Below are 17,532 nucleotides of genomic sequence, written 5' to 3'. Positions count from 1 at the left end.
CGGCCGCCAGGGATTGCCCCGGCGGCCAGAACGTTCAGGCGAACTTGAACGAGGTTCCGTCCAGGTCGTGGTGGCCGGCAACATCGATGCTGAAGTCGGCCGCGCCGTCTCCGTTGATCTCGCCCTTGACCAGCGTATGTTCACCGTCCGCGGCGGTCTGGTAGCTGACCATCACCTGGCCCGCCGAAGTGAACCCGGCTCCGGCAAAGAGGACGAAGGACTGGTGGCCCGCGGCACTCGTGTCGGCGTCGATCAATGACAGATCGATCTTGTCGCCCGGCTGCAAGCCCACGATCGTATCGCCATTGGCGTCGGCTGCCGACCCGAACACGAAGGTGTCGCTGCCAAGCCCGCCATCCATTGTGTTGGCGGCGGCGTTGGCAATGATTGTGTCATTGCCGGAACCGGCGATCATGTTCTCGAAGCCGAACACCGTATCCTGACCGCTTTGCGCGCTCGAGACACTGCCGTGGTGCAGCAGCCCGTTGCCAAGATCGATTGTCAAGCTGGCGCCGATGGCCGCGTAGTCGAGCGTATCCTGCCCATCCTCGCCCCAGTAGACGTCGTCGCCATCGCCAACATTGGCGATGATGTGGTCGTCGCCGGTGCCGGCATAGACAGTGTCGTTGCCAGCTCCGCCTTCCACGACGTCGTTGCCCTCGTCGGCAAATATCCGGTCGTTGCCGCCATCGCCGAAGATCGTGTCATGCCCGGCGCCGCCGAAGATGTTGTCGTTGCCTGCGCCACCGAAGACGACGTCGTCGCCGGCGCCAGCCTTGATGAGGTCGTCTCCGGCACCGCCAAGCAGCGTGTCCGCGCCGTCATTGCCCAAGATGACGTCGTCACCCTGGCCACCGCTCAGCACGTCCGCATCGGGCCCGCCGATCATGACGTCGTCACCATCGGTGCCGAGATGGGCATCGCCGCCGGGCACCGGCGCATCCCCGCCGTCGCCTTCTCCCGCGGCAGCCGCCGTCAGATCCAGCGAAGCCGTTTGGTGGACGGAAGCCTGGCCGTCGCTGATGTCGTAACTGAAGCTCACCTGGCTGGTGTCGTCGGTATCGGGTGTGAAGGTCCAGCCATCGGGCCCCTGGGTGACAGTTCCTGAAGACGGCGTGAGGTTGGTCACGGTCAGGGAGTCGCCATCGGCATCCGAGGCTCCGGCCAGAAGCGTCGCCGCGGTGATCAGCATCGCCGTGTTCGCGCCCAGCGGGGGCAGCACGATGGCTCCGTTCACGACCGGCGCACGGTTCTGGTGCTCGTTGTCGTCTTCGTCGTCGTCGTCACCTTGTGAGGTGTCGCCTCCGTTGCCAGGCGCATTTCCGTTGCCGGGCACGCCATTGTCGACGACGTCCTGGGGACGCAGGTCGCCAATGACATGGTTCGTCCCACCGGCACCATGGAAGACGATACGATGATCGGAGGTCAGGCCGGAGATATCGACCGTGTCGTCGCTTTCGCCGCCGTTGACCGTGATGGTGGAGTAGTTGAGGTCCGTGGCCGCGAAGTTGCCATGGATGACGACCGTGTCGCCGCCCGTGGGGCCACCATCGGGTCCACCATTGTTGTTGTTGGCAGTCACGTTAAGCGTGTTGACCGTGATCTCGTCGATATTGTCGAGTTCCGCCGCGACCGTGGTCACGCCGCTGACCGTCCGGGTGATGACGATCTCGGTGTCTGTGGCAAAGCTCGTGCCGAGCAGACTTGCCAGGCCAGCATTCTGACCACCGGTCATCGCGTAAATGTCGAACGTCTCTGCCGAAGCATTGCCATTGACAACGAAGGTGTCGCCGCTGCCGCTGCCGCCGTCGATGGTATCTCTGCCGCCCAAGGCGTTCCAGGTGAATATGTTGTTGCCACCGTTGCCGACAAGGACGTTGTTAGCGCTGTTACCGACAATATTCAGGCTTGAGCTGCCGGTCAGGGTCGCATTCTCGACATTGGCAAAGACCGAGTCGTTGAGATTAAGGCTCGAATTGGACGACGTGATCGTGTCGGTGCCACCGCCGACGTCTTCGTGTACGACGTCCCTGGTGCCGCTGACGTCGTCGATGACATAGGTGTCATCGCCGGCGCCACCCGTCATCGAGTCCGCACCCGTACCTCCGTCGATATAGTCATTGCCGCTGCCGGTCACGATCGTATCATCGCCGTTATTGGCGAAGACGATGTCGTTGCCGCCATTGCCGTTGATGGTATGGACGCCTGTGCCACTGGTGCTGTCGACGATGATTTCAGAACCCCCCGTGCCGGTAAGATTTCCACCGTTCTGGTTGGAAACAGTCACCGTCGGGCGGCCAACATCATTCGAACCGACACCGCTGCCATAGTATCGGAAAGTACCGCCATAGCCGCCGATTTGACCGCTTGTTGAATCCTGGATCGTGACGGACTGGTTGCTATTCGAGTGTGTCGGCGACCCGTTGGCGAGCTCCGAGCCTCCGTTCACGCCGCTGATGCTGAGAACCGAGTCCGGGTCGCTGTCATTGGCCAGCAAGGCCCAGTCCGGTACAGTGAACGACGTCGTGCTATTGTTGGTCAGGATAGTATCGTTGTGAAGCGTGGCCGGATCGTCGACAGGCGTCACATGCACCGTCGTCGTCGCCACGGGGCTGTTCTTGAGACCATCGCTGACCGTCACCTGGATGTGCCGATTGGCGCCGGTCGGATTGTCGTTGGTCGGGTTTGAGAAGGTGATCGCCTCAAGCGCCGTCCGGTACGCGGCCAGAGTAGCAGCCCCGGTGAGAGTGATGAGGCCGGTGCCGTTTCCGGTTGCGACAATGCCAGACGGCAAGACGCCAACGTTGAGCCGATCCCCGACGACACCGTCGGTCAGGACGATCTTCGCCGAAACCATGTTCGTGTCGTCCGGGTCGGTGATCAGCGGGGTCGACGCTATTGCGGCCGGCGTGAGTTGCTCGGTGTAATTGGTCGAGTAGTTGACGCCGTCGGCGTCGGCGTTGAAGGCAACTTGTACGTTGTCGACGTGGAAGTAGTCGCTGCTGTTTCCGAGTTGAGAGACGACGAACCGAATCGCCGAGTCGGCGGAGAGCACCTGCCCCGAAAGGTCGATCGTCTGACCCCCGGTGGCGTTGCTGGTGGAATTGCTGCCGTCGCCGTATGTCGCAACCGTGGTCCAGGTCGTACCGTTCGAGGAGTACTGGACCTGCAGGGTTTCGCCGGAGCCGATGCCGGTCTTGGTGAGGTCGAACGTCAGCAGCGGCCGATGGGTGCTGAGGACACCGCTGGTGGTGGTCGTTGCGCCTGAAAGATCGACACCACGGGAAATGGAAGCACCATCCCCACTGGCGCCGGTCTCCCGGTCGAACTGCAGAGCCCAGTTTTGACCGTTGCCGGCCTGAGTATCGACAAGCCGGATTGCGCCACCCGAGGCGCCGTTGTTTGATGAATTGATATCTCCGCTTTCCTGCCAGGAACCGTTCCAGTTCGTGGTACCATCATTGCGTGTGTAACTACTGGAGTTGCTTGTGCCAAACGTATCCCGAACCGTCCGAGCGGTTGGCGCGTAGTGCAGATCGAGCGTTGGGGCGATGTCGAAATAGGCCTGGATGTTGAAGTTGTGGTCGTTGGCGAAGTCGAGATACTCGACCCCAACCAACAGATCAGTGCCATCGGAGGCTAGGACCGTGCCGTCGGCCAACGTGCGATCACCGACATCATCGTGGATCTTGACCGCGAACACATTGCCCCAGTTCGCATGGGGATTTGCCACTATCGCGCCGTTGGCGTCGAGCGCCGTCAACGTGTAGTCGCCAACATTGCCGGTGTAGATTGCGACGTCATGATCTCCCGCTGCACCAACGTCCGCGCCGAGGACCAGGTCCTTGCGGTCATGGGTCTTGAGCATTTCAGTGAAGTGCTTGGCGAAGCCGGCTGCCTCGCCGTGGCCGAGCAAGCCTCCTATCAACGTGGTGTCACCGTTCAGCAACCCGTGCAGTGCGTTGCCGTTCGCATCGAACTGCGGCAGCTCGGGGTGATCTTCCAGGTAGCCGGAATAGTGCCCGATCAGCGCGTCGAGACGGACGGAGTCGCCGACGATGACGTCGTCGCCACCGTTGCCGAGGCTGCCGGTCTCATCGCCGACGCGGGTACCGAAAGTGTCGTTGCCGCCACCGCCTATCAGCCAGTTATCGCCTGACTGCACGCCTTCGGCGTCGACGGCGCCGGTGTCGGCGCCGATGATGGTGTCGTTGAATTTCGAGCCAACAACGCCCTCGAGGTCGGTCCAGAGCTGGTTGAAGGGTTCGAAGGCCGTTCCGCCAGGCGCGCCGGTCAGGTTGACGTTGCGCAGGTCGGCTGCGGTGTCGAGCACGACGCTGGTGTCGCTGAAGGCCGCCATGTCGAAGCCGGTGTCGCCCAGCGCTTCATCGCTGTCGCCGGTCTGGGCCGCCTGGCCGATGCCGCCGAAGAAGATGTCGTCGCCATGCTCGCCCTTGAGCTGGTCGGAGCCCGAGCCGCCCGACAACATGTCGTCGCCTTCACCGCCGCGCAGTTCGTCCGGGCCGTCGCCGCCGAACATGATGTCGTTGCCCGAATCGCCGAAGGCCAGGTCGGTGTCGCCGCCGGCGTCGATATAATCGTCGCCCTCGCCGCCATAAAGTTCGTCGATGCCGGCTTCGCCGTACACCCTGTCATTGCCGTGGCCGCCGATGGCGACATCCAGCCCGCCGGCGCTGGTGCCGGCATAGATGATATCGTCGCCGGCGCCGCCGTCGAGGAAGTCCTCGATGTCGCCGCCGTAGATGACATCCTGGCCATCGCCGCCATAGATGTGGTCGGCGCCCGCCTTGCCGTCGAGCACGTCGTTGCCCTTGTCGCCATAGATGGTGTCGTCGCCATTACCGGCATCGAGCCAGTCGTTGTAGTCGGTGCCGGCGAAGGTTTCGTGCGAATTGTAGCCCGAAGAGGGCGTCCCGTCGGGGTTCTCCCCGACGTCGGGCCGGAAGTCGGCGATATAGGTATTGCTGAGGCCAAGATCGGCATTGATCTTCGTGAGCAGCGTACCGTTTCCGGCAGTGCTGTTGCCTGAGCCGGAATAAATGCCGTAGCCCGTTGCAGTGCTGGTGCCGGTGACCGCATGGGTGACAGGATCAATCTTGAAACCGTTCGTCATCCCAGCATTGGCCGCGAGTGCCGCAGTATACATTGGCGCGAGCTCGAACGTGTGATCGGACCAGCCCATCACGTCGCCGTTGAGATGCAACGCCCCGGTCGTGCGTTCGATGATGTCCTTGAACTGCTCCGTCGTGATGGCGTGACCCAGGTCCGGATCGATATTGAGGGCGAGACCAAGCCGGTAGAGGTAGTAGAAGCGGTCGCCATCCATCAGCCGTTCCATCTGGTCTTCGAAGATGGCGTTGAAGGTGGTGCCGAGCTGGCCGGTGAACACATGCAGTTCGGCCAGGCCACCCATCCAGAAATCGATATGGTTGTAGCCGTCGTCACCGCCATTCAGGAAAGCCACGGCCTGCTGCAACGTATAGTTCATGGCATCGGGGGCGCCTTCGATGATGGAGCCATCCTCGAGCCCAACAATTGCCCGGGCTTTGGCGAGATCTCCGTCGAAGGAATAGGCCGCGATGAAATTCACCAGGGATTCGGGATGCTGCATCTGAGAGCCGAACTCAGCCCAGCTGGTATATGGATTGAGGGCATCGACGATCAGATTGGTGTGGTGCGGCGTCGCCGGATCGGCGAGCCGCTCGGCAACGAGCGCGTCATGCAATTGGCGGCGCACTTCGTTGAGGGTTGGCATGCCGACATCGCGGCCGCGAGCGATGTTGATGGCGGCGAGATCGAGCGGCTGGCCGAGCAGCGTCTGCTGCATGGCCGGGGTGACGAACTCGTCCACTTCATTGGTAAGTTGCTGCGACATGCCGCGCAGGATGTCCTCGGCGCCGGTTTGGGCGTAGGCGGTCGGGTTGAGGAACGCCGCCTCCAGCGCCCATTTGGTCACAGTGCCGTTGGGGTCGATGGCATCAATTGTTTCACGCAGCTGGGAGTGCCCAAAGCGGAATGCGGCCTGCGAGTATTCGAGCGAGATGTCCGACTTGATGTCGTTGTCGTAGGTCACGAACTCCGGCAGGTCGGGGGTCACCAAGCGCGCGTACTGGTCGATCGCGACGTGCTGGTACTCCATTTCGTTGATAAGCTTGGCCGCCTCGAACATCTTGTCCTGGTTCCAGGAAATTGAACCATCGGCGAGCGTGTAGTTGTGGTTCGCGTCTTCGTAGTGACCGTTGATCAGGCTGATGCCATTGGCAACCACGTCACCGCTGTGTTGCGTGACCGCGACCTCATAGCCGTGGCGCGCATCGATATCGGGCGACGCCAGCACCATCTTCTCGAGGTTGATCAGCTGCACATTGTGGTTGGCGTGGAAGACATGGTGGATGGCGGTGAGGCCGAAGTTTTCGTTGGCACGTCCGTCACCGGCGACGTAATGATCGCCGACCGACGCCATCATTATCTCGCTGACCGCGCCGTAGATGTCATCGGTCGCAGTTATGCTGAAGTTCGAGAAGTCGACCCAAAGCGCCATGGCATAGGCGCCGGTATACGCGACATTGGCCTGGAGCGGCCCCATCGCCGCGTTGAGGGTGAGGGTGAGGTCGTTGCCGACGAGTCCGAAGGAACCCAGACCGTTGTTCGAAACCCATTGGCTGAGGGTCGCGATGGCCGCATCCACCTTCGCCGCGGCGTTGGTATCCCAGTTCGTCCCGGCGTTCCCGTCATTGGGATGGAGCCGGCCGATGTCGAAGCGCGGATTCATGTCGAGCAGCAGCGCTTCGCCCGTGTAGTTGAAGCCGCCTGGAACGCTCCCGTTGGTGTCGATGACGTGACCCTGAGCATCCCGCGCACGCAGGTTGTTGATGTCGTCCCACGTCAGGTCGTCGCGCATGGTGAGGCGCAGGTGCTCGCGCAGTTCGTTGAGCGTGGGCAATGTTCGGGTGGTCTGGCCGACGCCAAGGCCGGTCAAGGAGGAGTCGTCGAAATATTGGCTGTTGTAGGCTTGGGTCTGGTGCCCGTCCAGCAACTCGGCGCCCGCGATGTAGTGGCCCGGATTGTTGGGATCCTTCACCCATTCGCGCAGGATGTAGGTGGTCTGCGAATCCGAGCCATAGCTCTGGCTTTGGTCGATGTAAGGCGAGGTATGGTTTGTGTAGGACGTCGTGGCCGGCTTTACCATTGCCGCGTGAACATCGTCGCCGGTCCCATAGACGCCGTCAGCGCCGGGGGCGCTCAGGTCGTCTGGTGTGCCCCAGACGTTGTCTGCTCCGGCTATCGAGATCGGCCGACCGTGATAATCGTCCACGGTGTATCCGTCCGGCGTGGCGCGCGAGATCGTGATGGTTGTGTTGCCAGGGTCGCTTGGACCATTTGCCATCGGAGCTCGGTACAGAGGATCGGAAGGCGACAGCGGAATGATGATCTTGGAGCCTTGGCCGCCTTTGCCGATGAAATCGAGACCATGGTCAAAAAATTGGCCGAACAAGGTGAAGATACCGCTGGTCGACGGGTCACCCGGCAGCGTGTTCAGGTTTCGCACCATATATTCGGTGATCGTTTCAGTCGTGCCGCCGACGCCGTGAACATTCTCGGACGTCACCACATCGGTGTAGACACCCGTTCTGATCATGGCGCTGGCGCCATCGGGCACGACAGGGTCAAACGTGCCGCCGAGGCCAAGACCGGCGTAGTCGAAGACCGCAAAGCTGCCATCCTGCGGAGAGCCCAATGACATGCTGATATGACCGTTTGCGTCGATGGCGACCACCGCGTCGGGAACACCGCCAATATGAGGATCGCGCAGGGCAACCTGCATGGCCTGCATGGCACTGGCTACGGTCGCCGGCGGGTTGACATTGATACCGACCAGATTGCCGTTGGAAGGATCCGCTCCGATATAGAAGCTGAAGGCAACCAGGCCAGCGCCGGTGCTTACGATCATCAGCTCGCCAGGAAGCATGGAGACTATCGCTGGATCCGTGCCAGCGAGAACGATGCCGGTGGCAGTCGCGGCACCGGGCGCACCATACGAGGAACTGATCGTCTGGGTGATCATGCGCGGCGTGTAGTCCACCACCGTGGTGTTGAGGTCGCCATAGGCGCCCGGTGATGCAAGTTGAGTGGTGTCGGGAAGGGTATGTGTATCCAGATAGCCCGTGTGAAATCCATTGGTCAGCGCCGGATTGAGCATCACCTGGGCCACGTAATTGTTGTAATCGGCCGCGGTCAGGCGCGGGAACGGATTGTCCGAAGAACCCCACTTCCAGCGGGTGACCTCGACCAAGTTGTTGAAAAACCCGATCGGGATGCGAAAGCCACTTGCTTCGCGCGCGCCATCGTAAATAGAAAGATGTGTAGTCGGATCGATAATGCCTAGAGGGTCGAACGTTCCAAAAAGGCCTAGCGTCCGGGTGGTTCCGCCAGCATCCGTATAGCCATAGATGGCGTGACCGCCGGCGTCGTAGCCAGTGATGAAGATTGCGTCGCGCATCTGGTCGAGAAGAAAGTTGATATCACTGAGCGTGATGTCGAACGGCTTGATGGAAGGCATCGCTTTTCTCCATTCGTGTGCCGTACGCAACGGCGACAGGACTACGGTCAGCGCCCTCGGGCGCATTGGCGGGAGTTGGGAAGTGCCTTCTCGGGGGAGGGCAATGAGGCTGTGAAGCAGCGCCAATGCCGGTCTTCTCCGACTGGTTTAATCCCCACGTTAACCCTTGATTAAGCATGACACCGCCAGTCCGAATGCCTACGGTCGGACGTCGCATGATGTTTTCGGCACAAAGGCTAGGGAATTTCGACGGATGGTCTGGCGCCAGCCTGGACCAAGGTTGGGGCTGAAACCAGACTTTGGTCAGGACCGGGCCAAGGTGTCGAATTTGTCAGGTAAGCTTTCGCGTCTGCAGCGATTGGGCTGGGCGCTACACGCTTGCTCGCTGGCGGCCCCTGGCAGCGACGCCTTGCGCGCCATCGTCTCCGCGGTGGAAGCCCAGGCCGAAATCCTTGCGGTCCAGCCAGCCGAAACCTGATTGCAGCGATTTCGAGGCCTCGAACGCTGCCTCAACGCCTCAAACACTTCGAAAGCATCGCCACCGATATGACGGACACGCCTTGTCCTTCTTCAACTCCGTCCGCTCGTCTGCGCCGTGTCTGGATTGAATATCGATCGAAGCCAGTCGCAGCCCCGCGGGCGGCTCAAACGCATGGGACAGGCGCAATGATTGTATTGTCGATCTCTCAGGCCCGATCGATTTAACCGCGATCACAAAATCTCCATGCGCGTCTCCGCGGGATTTTATATGTATCGATAAAACAATGTGCCTGATTTTCTTTTGTGACTACAAAACGTGTAAAAGATTTACCCTACGCAAATTGTTATACACAAAGAGATCTAGAAAGATTTGCTGAATACCTCGAATCTTTGTCGATCCTTAGCTGCGTTGACATCCACTTAAGTCAAGTCTAACATATGGTCAGGGTGTTGATGGGATTGTGCAGGGTTGACGGCTCACTGGCGTGAGACACGCCTTGGGTTGTGCGCTGGGGGTAGCGGCGTGGGCGATCTGGAGAGAGTTTCAATTGCCATTGTCGACGATCATCCGATCGTTCGACGCGGTCTAGCCGCTGTCATTTCAGGCGAGGCGGGTTTCAGTCTCGTTGCCGAAGGCAGTACCGCGCGTGAAGCGCTGGAAATCGCCGAACGGTGGCGACCCCAGATCATGCTTCTCGATCTGGGAATCCCAGGAGGCGGCATGGAGGCGCTAAAGCGCATCGTCGTCCAGGCGCCTTCCGTCCGATGCATGATCCTGACAGTCTGTGATTTGGCGGCCACGGCGATTTCTGCCTTGAACGCAGGCGCCAAAGGCTATGTGCTCAAGGGCGTGAGCGCCGGGGATCTCAAGAAGGCGATGTGGACGGTGGCGAACGACGAGTCGTTCGTCTCGCCTGAATTTGCGACGAAACTGCTGCAGGCCGCACAGATGAACGTCCGGCAGACGTCCTCCATCGATCAGCTTACCCACCGTGAAGCTCAAATCATGAAAGCCGTTGAAGAGGGTCTTACCAATCGAGAGATTGGCGAGAAGCTGGATATCAGCGAAAAGACGGTCAAATATTACATGTCTGGCATTCTGCAGAAGTACGGCGTCACAAACCGTGTTTCGGCGGTAATTGCGGCGCAAAAGTCGCGCGGGGTAAATCCGCCTCTGGGCAATTGACGCGTTAAGGACCGCCTTCTACGCGGTGCAGGTCTTGCGGGATGATAGCAAACGAGTGAGAGCCCCTGCGGCGGAACCGAGATCAATGCGCCACGCGCGTCTCTCCTGGATCGAGTTGGGTGGCTGCCTCCTGCTGGCCTCGCTCGGCTATCTGCTTTGGTTCCAGTTCAGCACTGGGCGGGAAATGGACATCAAGGCCGCGATGCTGGCGTTCCAGGCAGAGAACCAGGCCAAGAATCGAGCAGTCGCGGTCAACATCGAGGCCAGTTTTCGCCAGATGTACCAAGGCATTCGCACGATCGCCCGCTTGCCGACGGTGCGAGCGCTGAGCTCCGAATCCCATTCCTTGCAAGAGGATGCGAGGGTAAGCGCCCAGGAGATATACAACAATCTGGCGGAAAACCTCTCAGTTTCCGAACTGTACATAGTGCCGGCCAATTTCGATCCGGACCGCGTCGACGCCGATCGGGCGACGCCAGAAGTACCGTTGATGACGTTCGATGAATTTATAGTTGGCAAGAATGCAGATCAGAACTCGGCGCGCTTAGCCTCTTCCGTAAAAAGCAGAGTAGAAGAGGTAGAAATATTTGAATATCGAGCGATGAAAATCCAGCTCGACTATCTAAACAGAAAATATGGCAATGACAACGTAATCTCGAATCTGAACTATCCTGCAATTGCAAGCAGGGAAGTCATTACGTGCGACAACACGCACTACTCGCCGACGGCACCTGATGACGACAATCGCAAGGGCCTTGTCTATTCGGTTCCATTCTTCGGGTTTGACGGAAAACTGCGAGGCATCGTTACCGCGGTCGTGCTGTCCGACGTCCTTACCGAAATTCTGCCGAACGACGGCTATGCGTTAAGCAATGACAGGCTCGGTTTCTACAGGGGGTCCCGTGACGGCCAACTTTGGAGGCAAGTCTCGCCGCGAACCGAAGCCGGTCTCGACAACGTCGCTTATGGCAGCTCGACGCCGCTCGATTTTCCGGATGTCGGGGGAGGATGGAGCCTTTGGTCCGTGGTGCCGACGGCGGTGTTCCTGAAATCACCCGCCGTCCAGTCGATCAACGAGCGTTTCCGCACCGAGGTCATCATCCTGATTTTGGGGAGCGTGGCCCTGGCCGCCGCGCTCCGATGGCTCGCCTATAGAGGCTCGACGGTTGAAAGGCACAATCGGGAGCTCGCCTTGCGCATCGAGGAGCGCACGGCCGAGCTGGCCAATGCCAAGAAGGTAGCGGAGGAGGCCAGTTCCGCCAAAAGCCGGTTCCTTGCCCGGGTCAGCCACGAGATCAGGACGCCTATGCATGCGATAGTCGGTGCGGCGGAGTTGCTACGCGCCAGTCAGCCCGACAGGCGTGCGCAGGCCAAACTTGAGATCATCGACCATGCCAGCCAGACATTGCTCGACATCGTCAACCAGGTGCTTGATCTGTCGGCGATCGAACACGGCAAGCTGAACGTCAACTCGGTCGAGTTCGAGCCTTCGACGCTTTTGTTGGAAACATGCGACATGATGCGGGCCGTTGCCGACCGCAAGGGACTGACGATCGCTGTCGAATGCGCTTCGAACACGCCCGCCCGCTACCGCTCGGATCCGGCGCGCATTCGCCAAATCCTGGTGAACCTGATCGCGAACGCCCTGAAGCATACTCCGGCCGGCGGAGTGACCGTCCGGGTCAGTAGCGAGATATCCGGCATTCTCGCCTTTGACGTCGTGGACACGGGTTCGGGCATCGCAGAGGACGATCGCGAGCATATCTTCCAGGAATTCTATCGCGGTGCCAATTCGGACGGGTCGGGACTGGGGCTGGCAATCAGCCGCCAGCTTGTCGAACGGCTCGGCGGAACCATCCAGGTCAGCGAAGCTCACCCACATGGCGCTCACTTCCGGTTCACCATCACCATCGAACCGGCAGCCGCAATCCCCATCGCACGCGAAGAACCTAGCTTGCCGGAGCCGAAGCGGAAGCTTTCGACCGCGACAGGGCCGGCGATACGCATCCTGTTGGCGGAAGACAATGAGCGTGTCCGCGGACTTCTCGAGGAAACCCTTCGCCAGTTTGGCTGCCTTGTGCAAGTTGCCAGCGATGGAGAGGGGGCGGTCGCCGCAGTTCGCCACACCAGTTTTGACGCAATTCTGATGGACTGCTCGATGCCGAAGCTCGACGGAATTCGTGCCACTTCCAGGATCCGTGAGATCGAGGCGGCCTCAGCCCCCGACTGTCGTCGGGCCCGTATCATTGCCTTGACAGCCAGCGCATATGCCAGCGATCGCGAAGCATGCCTGCGGGCAGGAATGGACGATTTCCTAAGCAAGCCATTCAAACGGGAAGAGCTCTTTCGTGTCTTAGGAATTGCCGGCGAAGCAACGGGCAACGCCAGTGCAGTTTTGGCACCGGTTGCGGAGTAGAGTAGCGCTGTCCGATTTCGTATGGCTGCGCCAAGCGCCGGAGCATAGAAAAGCAGGGCCACCGGTCAGTATCTTCCTGGACTCATGCCTGTCACGCCAGCTGGCGCGAGATCTGCCGGAGATCGTTCAGCGCGTCGACGCTCGCCGACTTCACATCCTGAATTATCTGTCTGGGCACCGGTTGGACGCTGCCTTCGGTGTCTCGCAACATGTCTTCGAGTTCATCAAGGCGCAGTATTGCATAGGTGAGCATTTGTGCCGGGCCATCATGGATGCGCTGGCCGATTCCTTGGTGGTGCAGGCCATGGGCGCGCCGGAAGACTACAACGATTGCGCCGAGCATGATGGCCCAAACGAGAGCGACTGCTGCGGCCACGCGTGTTCTGCCGGGAACTGCATCCGGACCGGTCGTCGCCCCAACTGCCACGGAGATGTATTGATCGATCCACCAGCCGAGGGCGATCATCGAAAGGGAAACGACGACAACGAGAAAGATACAATGCCGAATCGCCCGAGGCGAATGCCTGAGCCAAGCCCGTGCACAGTTGAATCCACGTGCGGCAGCACAAACTGCCTGCCAGGCGCGAGCCGTAAGTCCAATCGTCTTTCCCCTACCATTTCCAGCCATATTGTTCCTCATGGCGAGCGCAAAACAGGTGAATATACGTTAGAAAAACTTTCGAAATTTTCACGAATCTCGGTTGCGTCAAAATTTACGCTGCGCCCCAACACTACATTTCGCAATGAGCCTCGCATCCGGTTCGCGATCTTGTGTGACAGAATAGGTCCATTGCCGGTGGGCGGCAACGGTCTGGAAGATTTGCCAGCTTCGCCAAGCAAGTCTTGGTCCGGGGCGCCGTTGACCGTCAAAAAGGATTGGTGAAGTTCCTGGTCGGCTACAGAGAAATTCTGGAGGGACAGTTCCGAAGGACGTCATGCCCGCTATTGACTGGACACTGCTTGGGGATCGCTGAAATCGCTACAGCGAACCTCAGATGTCAGCGCAGGAATGCAGCCTCCCGGTCATTGGCCGTGCCCCAGCAGCCCCAATACTCCGGTGTTGGGCGCGCTGGTGCCTTCTCTTTCGATTCACTTGCGTCGGTGTGGGAGGCTCAAAACGTCCCTACATAAAACCTGCCCGTCGGCTTGTCGTCCTTCATCCATCCGGGCTTCGAGGGCCGGTTGTGTGTGGCCTGTCTGTTCAGGTCCGGTCACGAAGCAATCCCGGACATGTGAGTTCACCGTTGGTGATGCACATTGCAGTGACAGTAAGCGCCTTTGCGCTTGCCTTGAAGACATTCTAGTTTGACGGGCATCAGCCGCTCGTGGGCACAGAATGTCGGTACTGCCTTTCTTGAGAATTTACGCGCCGCTCAACGCGGTGCTGGCCGCGCCTGGGCTTCTGGCGGTGGCTGCGCTCACGATACCTGACATGCCCGGACGAAGCAGACTGGCTCTGGCCGTCCTGCTTGCTGTCATTTGGGGCGCCTATCTCCTGCAAATGGGCGCGACGCTGCTCAAGCACCGGGCGGGAGACGTACGGAACTGGACGCCGGTAATCGCCATTGATGTGCTCGCGGTTTTGGTTCCACTCGCCGCATTTCTGCTCGTCGGCACGCCCGACCGGAGCCTCTACTGTGCTGTCTGGCTGCTGAAACCGCTGCGTGACTCGACGTTCTTCCCGGTGCTGGGCAGGGTCCTGGCCAACGAAGCGCGCAACCTGATCGGCGTCACCACGCTCTTCGGCGTCGTTCTGTTCGCCGTCGCGCTCGCGGCCTATGTCATCGAGCGCGACATTCAGCCGGCAAAGTTCGGCAGCATCCCCCAGGCAATGTGGTGGGCGGTGGTCACGCTGTCCACCACCGGCTATGGCGACGCTATTCCGGAAAGCTTCGCCGGCCGCGTCCTTGCCGGGGTGGTCATGATGAGTGGCATCGGCATCTTCGCGCTCTGGGCTGGCATTCTTGCCACCGGCTTCTATCAAGAGGTCCGTCGCGGGGATTTCGTCCGTAATTGGCAATTGGTCGCCGGCGTGCCGTTGTTTCAGAAGCTCGGCCCGGCCGTGCTAGTCGAGATCGTGCGCTCGTTAAGACCCCGCGTCCTGCCGGCGGGCGCCGTGATCTGCCGCAATGGCGAGCGCGGTGATCAGATGTTCTTCGTCGTGGAGGGGCGCGTCAGCGTTGCGCTGCCGAACCCGGTGGAGCTTGGCCCTGGCGCCTTCTTCGGCGAGATGGCGCTGATCAGCGGCGAACCGCGTGCGGCGACCGTCAGCGCCGCAACGGTGGTCTCACTCCTGTCGCTGCACTCGGTGGATTTCCAGATGCTGTGCAGCAGCAGCCCAGAGATCGCGGAAATCATCCGCAAGACAGCGCTCGAACGGCGCGGCGCGGCGCCGATGGCGTGACCGTACCAGGTGTGCAGTTCCCGGACTGTATTGGTGTGTCATCGATCTTGAGTACCGAAATCGACGGATAATTTCCTCGTACTGCGCCCCTTTCCCAGGGTGGCCTCTGTCAGAGAAATACGGGAACCCGGACGCTGGGAGTATCGTATGACAATGCTGGCATATGCGCTGTTAGCCAGCGACAACAAGCGGCTCGTTTCAGCAAGATCCTGAGACAGCGTGGTTGTCCAGCAAGGCGAGCCGCAGAGCATCATCCTCAACCCCCGGAATACGCCCCGGCGCGGGCGCATCCGGCAATGATGTCTTGTCGGTAATGTAAATTGAAGGCGGCGTGCTGTTGAATCGCCCAACTGTCCGGCTAGTTTATTAGGGATGTCTAAATTGGCCGGAAGGGTTCGAAAATGCAGCGGGCGAAACGAGTTCTGGTGACGGGGGGCGCGGGTTTTCTGGGATCGTTCTTGTGCGAGCGACTGCTTGGTGAAGGTCACGAGGTTACATGTGTCGACAATTTTTTCACCGGAAGCCGAAGAAACGTCTCGCATTTCCTCGACAACAGGTCCTTCGAGATCATTCGTCACGACGTCACGTTTCCGCTCTACGTTGAGGTCGACGAGATCTACAATCTTGCCTGTCCTGCAAGTCCCGTTCACTACCAGTTCGATCCGGTCCAGACGACCAAGACCAGCGTCCATGGGGCGATCAACATGCTGGGGCTGGCCAAGCGCGTTCGCGCCAAAATTCTTCAGGCGTCCACGTCGGAAGTTTACGGCGATCCTGAAATTCATCCGCAGACCGAGGACTATTGGGGCAGGGTAAACCCGATAGGACCCCGTTCCTGCTACGACGAAGGCAAAAGATGTGCCGAAACTCTGTTTTTCGACTATTGGCGACAGCATAAGCTGCGGATCAAGGTCGCGCGCATCTTCAACACATACGGCCCGAGGATGCGTCCGGACGACGGCCGTGTCATTTCCAACTTCATCGTCCAAGCGTTACAGAACGAGCCGATAACAGTGTATGGGACGGGCCAGCAAACACGTTCATTTTGCTATATCGACGATCTCATCGACGGTCTGGTTCGCTTGATGCAGACCGATGACGATGTTACCGGTCCGATCAATCTTGGCAATCCAGTCGAATTTACGATGCTCGAGCTCGCCAATCTTGTGATCGAGATCACTGGAAGCCGGTCGGCGATTAAATTCACGCCGTTGCCAATTGACGACCCAAAGCAGCGGCAGCCCGATATCGGGACCGCCTTGCATGAGCTCAATTGGAGACCAAAAACCGCATTGCGCGATGGTCTTGCCAAGACCATCGCCTATTTCGAAAGCTTGGTTTCGTCGAAACATTTACGATCGACCGCTGCCGAATGAAGACTGTCCTGGTTACCGGCGGGGCCGGCTATATCGGATCGCACTGTTGCAAGGCGTTCGCTGAATCCGGCTGGTCGGTCATCGCATATGACAATCTCTCGCGCGGTTGGCGCGACGCGGTCAAATGGGGGCCGATTGTCGAGGGCGATATTTCCGACGCCGCGACCGTGTCGGCGGCGCTACGACAATATCGGCCTGATGTGGTGGCGCATTTCGCCGCCTATGCGTATGTGGGCGAGTCCGTCGAGCACCCCGAACTCTATTACCGAAACAACAGTTTCGGGTCGCTGGTCTTGCTCGAGGAAATGTTGAAGGTCGGCGTCGACAAGCTGATCTTTTCCAGCACCTGCGCATCTTATGGCGTTCCGGTTCGCTCGCCGATCGATGAAATGCATCCGCAGTCGCCCATCAATCCCTATGGATGGTCGAAATTCATCATAGAACGGATGGTGGACAATCTGTCGTCTGCCCATGGCCTGAACGCGGTCATACTCCGGTATTTCAACGCGGCCGGATGCGATCCTGATGGCGAGGTCGGTGAGCGGCATGAACCGGAAACACACGTCATACCGCTCGCCATCGAGGCGGCGATCAGGCCGGGCCGGATTTTTACCGTCAACGGCACCGACTTCGATACCCGCGATGGAACCGCGGTACGGGACTATGTCCATGTCACCGATCTCGCGCGTGCTCACGTCCTGGCAGGGGAGAAGCTTCTCCGCGACAAGGGTGTCGACGTCTACAATCTCGGGACGGGAACCGGAACGACGGTGAAGGAACTGGTCGATGCGGTGAACCGAGCTTCGGGGTCGCGCCTTCCGGTGGTCTACGGCCCGCGCAGGGCAGGTGACCCGCCAGCGCTCGTAGCCGCGGCAGGCAAGGCGTGCCGGGAGCTTGGCTGGACACCCGAGCAATCTGGAATCGACAGGATCGTCGAGACGGCACTGGCTTGGTATCGTAGCCGATTGTGAATTGTGATAGGTACGACACTCCGCCAGCTGGCCTGCCCGCCCGTCAGCAAGAGAGCAACCGCGCCGGCCGAAACTGTCGATTCCATTGCCCCGCGCCGGACCGACACGCTGGCGATCG

The 17,532-nt window shown here is 59.9% G+C and carries 7 protein-coding genes; 5 read left to right on the top strand and 2 right to left on the bottom strand.

Translation table 11 applies throughout. The features are described 5' to 3' along the window. Nucleotides 1–34 precede the first annotated feature (34 nt). The gene (locus FJ548_RS24400) at nucleotides 35–8,581 is read right to left on the bottom strand and encodes a peroxidase family protein (RefSeq protein WP_140779173.1); all 8,547 of its coding nucleotides are present in this window, start codon (nucleotides 8,579–8,581) and stop codon (nucleotides 35–37) included. A 1,003-nt stretch (nucleotides 8,582–9,584) separates the two neighbouring features. Here FJ548_RS24400 and FJ548_RS24395 point away from each other — a divergent pair. After that, a complete protein-coding gene (locus tag FJ548_RS24395; RefSeq protein WP_181165704.1) occupies nucleotides 9,585–10,247 on the top strand; it encodes a response regulator transcription factor in 663 nt (220 codons plus the stop codon). 85 nt (nucleotides 10,248–10,332) lie between these two features. Next, the gene (locus FJ548_RS24390; RefSeq protein ID WP_140779172.1) at nucleotides 10,333–12,663 is read left to right on the top strand and encodes an ATP-binding protein; all 2,331 of its coding nucleotides are present in this window, start codon (nucleotides 10,333–10,335) and stop codon (nucleotides 12,661–12,663) included. Nucleotides 12,664–12,754: 91 nt separating this feature from the next. On the opposite strand, the gene FJ548_RS24385 is transcribed toward FJ548_RS24390, so the two are convergent. Continuing rightward, nucleotides 12,755–13,129, bottom strand: a complete 375-nt coding sequence (locus FJ548_RS24385; RefSeq protein ID WP_181168891.1) for a histidine kinase dimerization/phosphoacceptor domain-containing protein — start codon at nucleotides 13,127–13,129, stop codon at nucleotides 12,755–12,757. Nucleotides 13,130–13,999: 870 nt separating this feature from the next. Between FJ548_RS24385 and FJ548_RS24380 the strand changes: the two genes are divergently transcribed. The 3 genes from FJ548_RS24380 (at nucleotide 14,000) to galE (ending at nucleotide 17,414) form a co-directional block, all read left to right on the top strand. Continuing rightward, nucleotides 14,000–15,067: a cyclic nucleotide-gated potassium channel gene (locus tag FJ548_RS24380; RefSeq protein WP_140779170.1), complete on the top strand. Its 1,068-nt coding sequence runs from the start codon at nucleotides 14,000–14,002 to the stop codon at nucleotides 15,065–15,067. 401 nt (nucleotides 15,068–15,468) lie between these two features. Then, a complete protein-coding gene (locus FJ548_RS24375; RefSeq protein ID WP_140779169.1) occupies nucleotides 15,469–16,443 on the top strand; it encodes a UDP-glucuronic acid decarboxylase family protein in 975 nt (324 codons plus the stop codon). Continuing rightward, nucleotides 16,440–17,414: a UDP-glucose 4-epimerase GalE gene (galE, locus tag FJ548_RS24370; RefSeq protein ID WP_140779168.1), complete on the top strand. Its 975-nt coding sequence runs from the start codon at nucleotides 16,440–16,442 to the stop codon at nucleotides 17,412–17,414. The genes FJ548_RS24375 and galE overlap by 4 nt, the downstream gene beginning before the upstream one ends. Nucleotides 17,415–17,532: the final 118 nt, after the last annotated feature.

Origin of the sequence: Mesorhizobium sp. B2-4-17 (assembly GCF_006441275.1) — a bacterium.
In the GTDB taxonomy this organism is placed as follows: Bacteria; Pseudomonadota; Alphaproteobacteria; order Rhizobiales; family Rhizobiaceae; genus Mesorhizobium.
The sequence above is the reverse complement of the archived record's forward strand: the minus strand, read 5'-3'. Positions and strand labels throughout refer to the sequence as shown.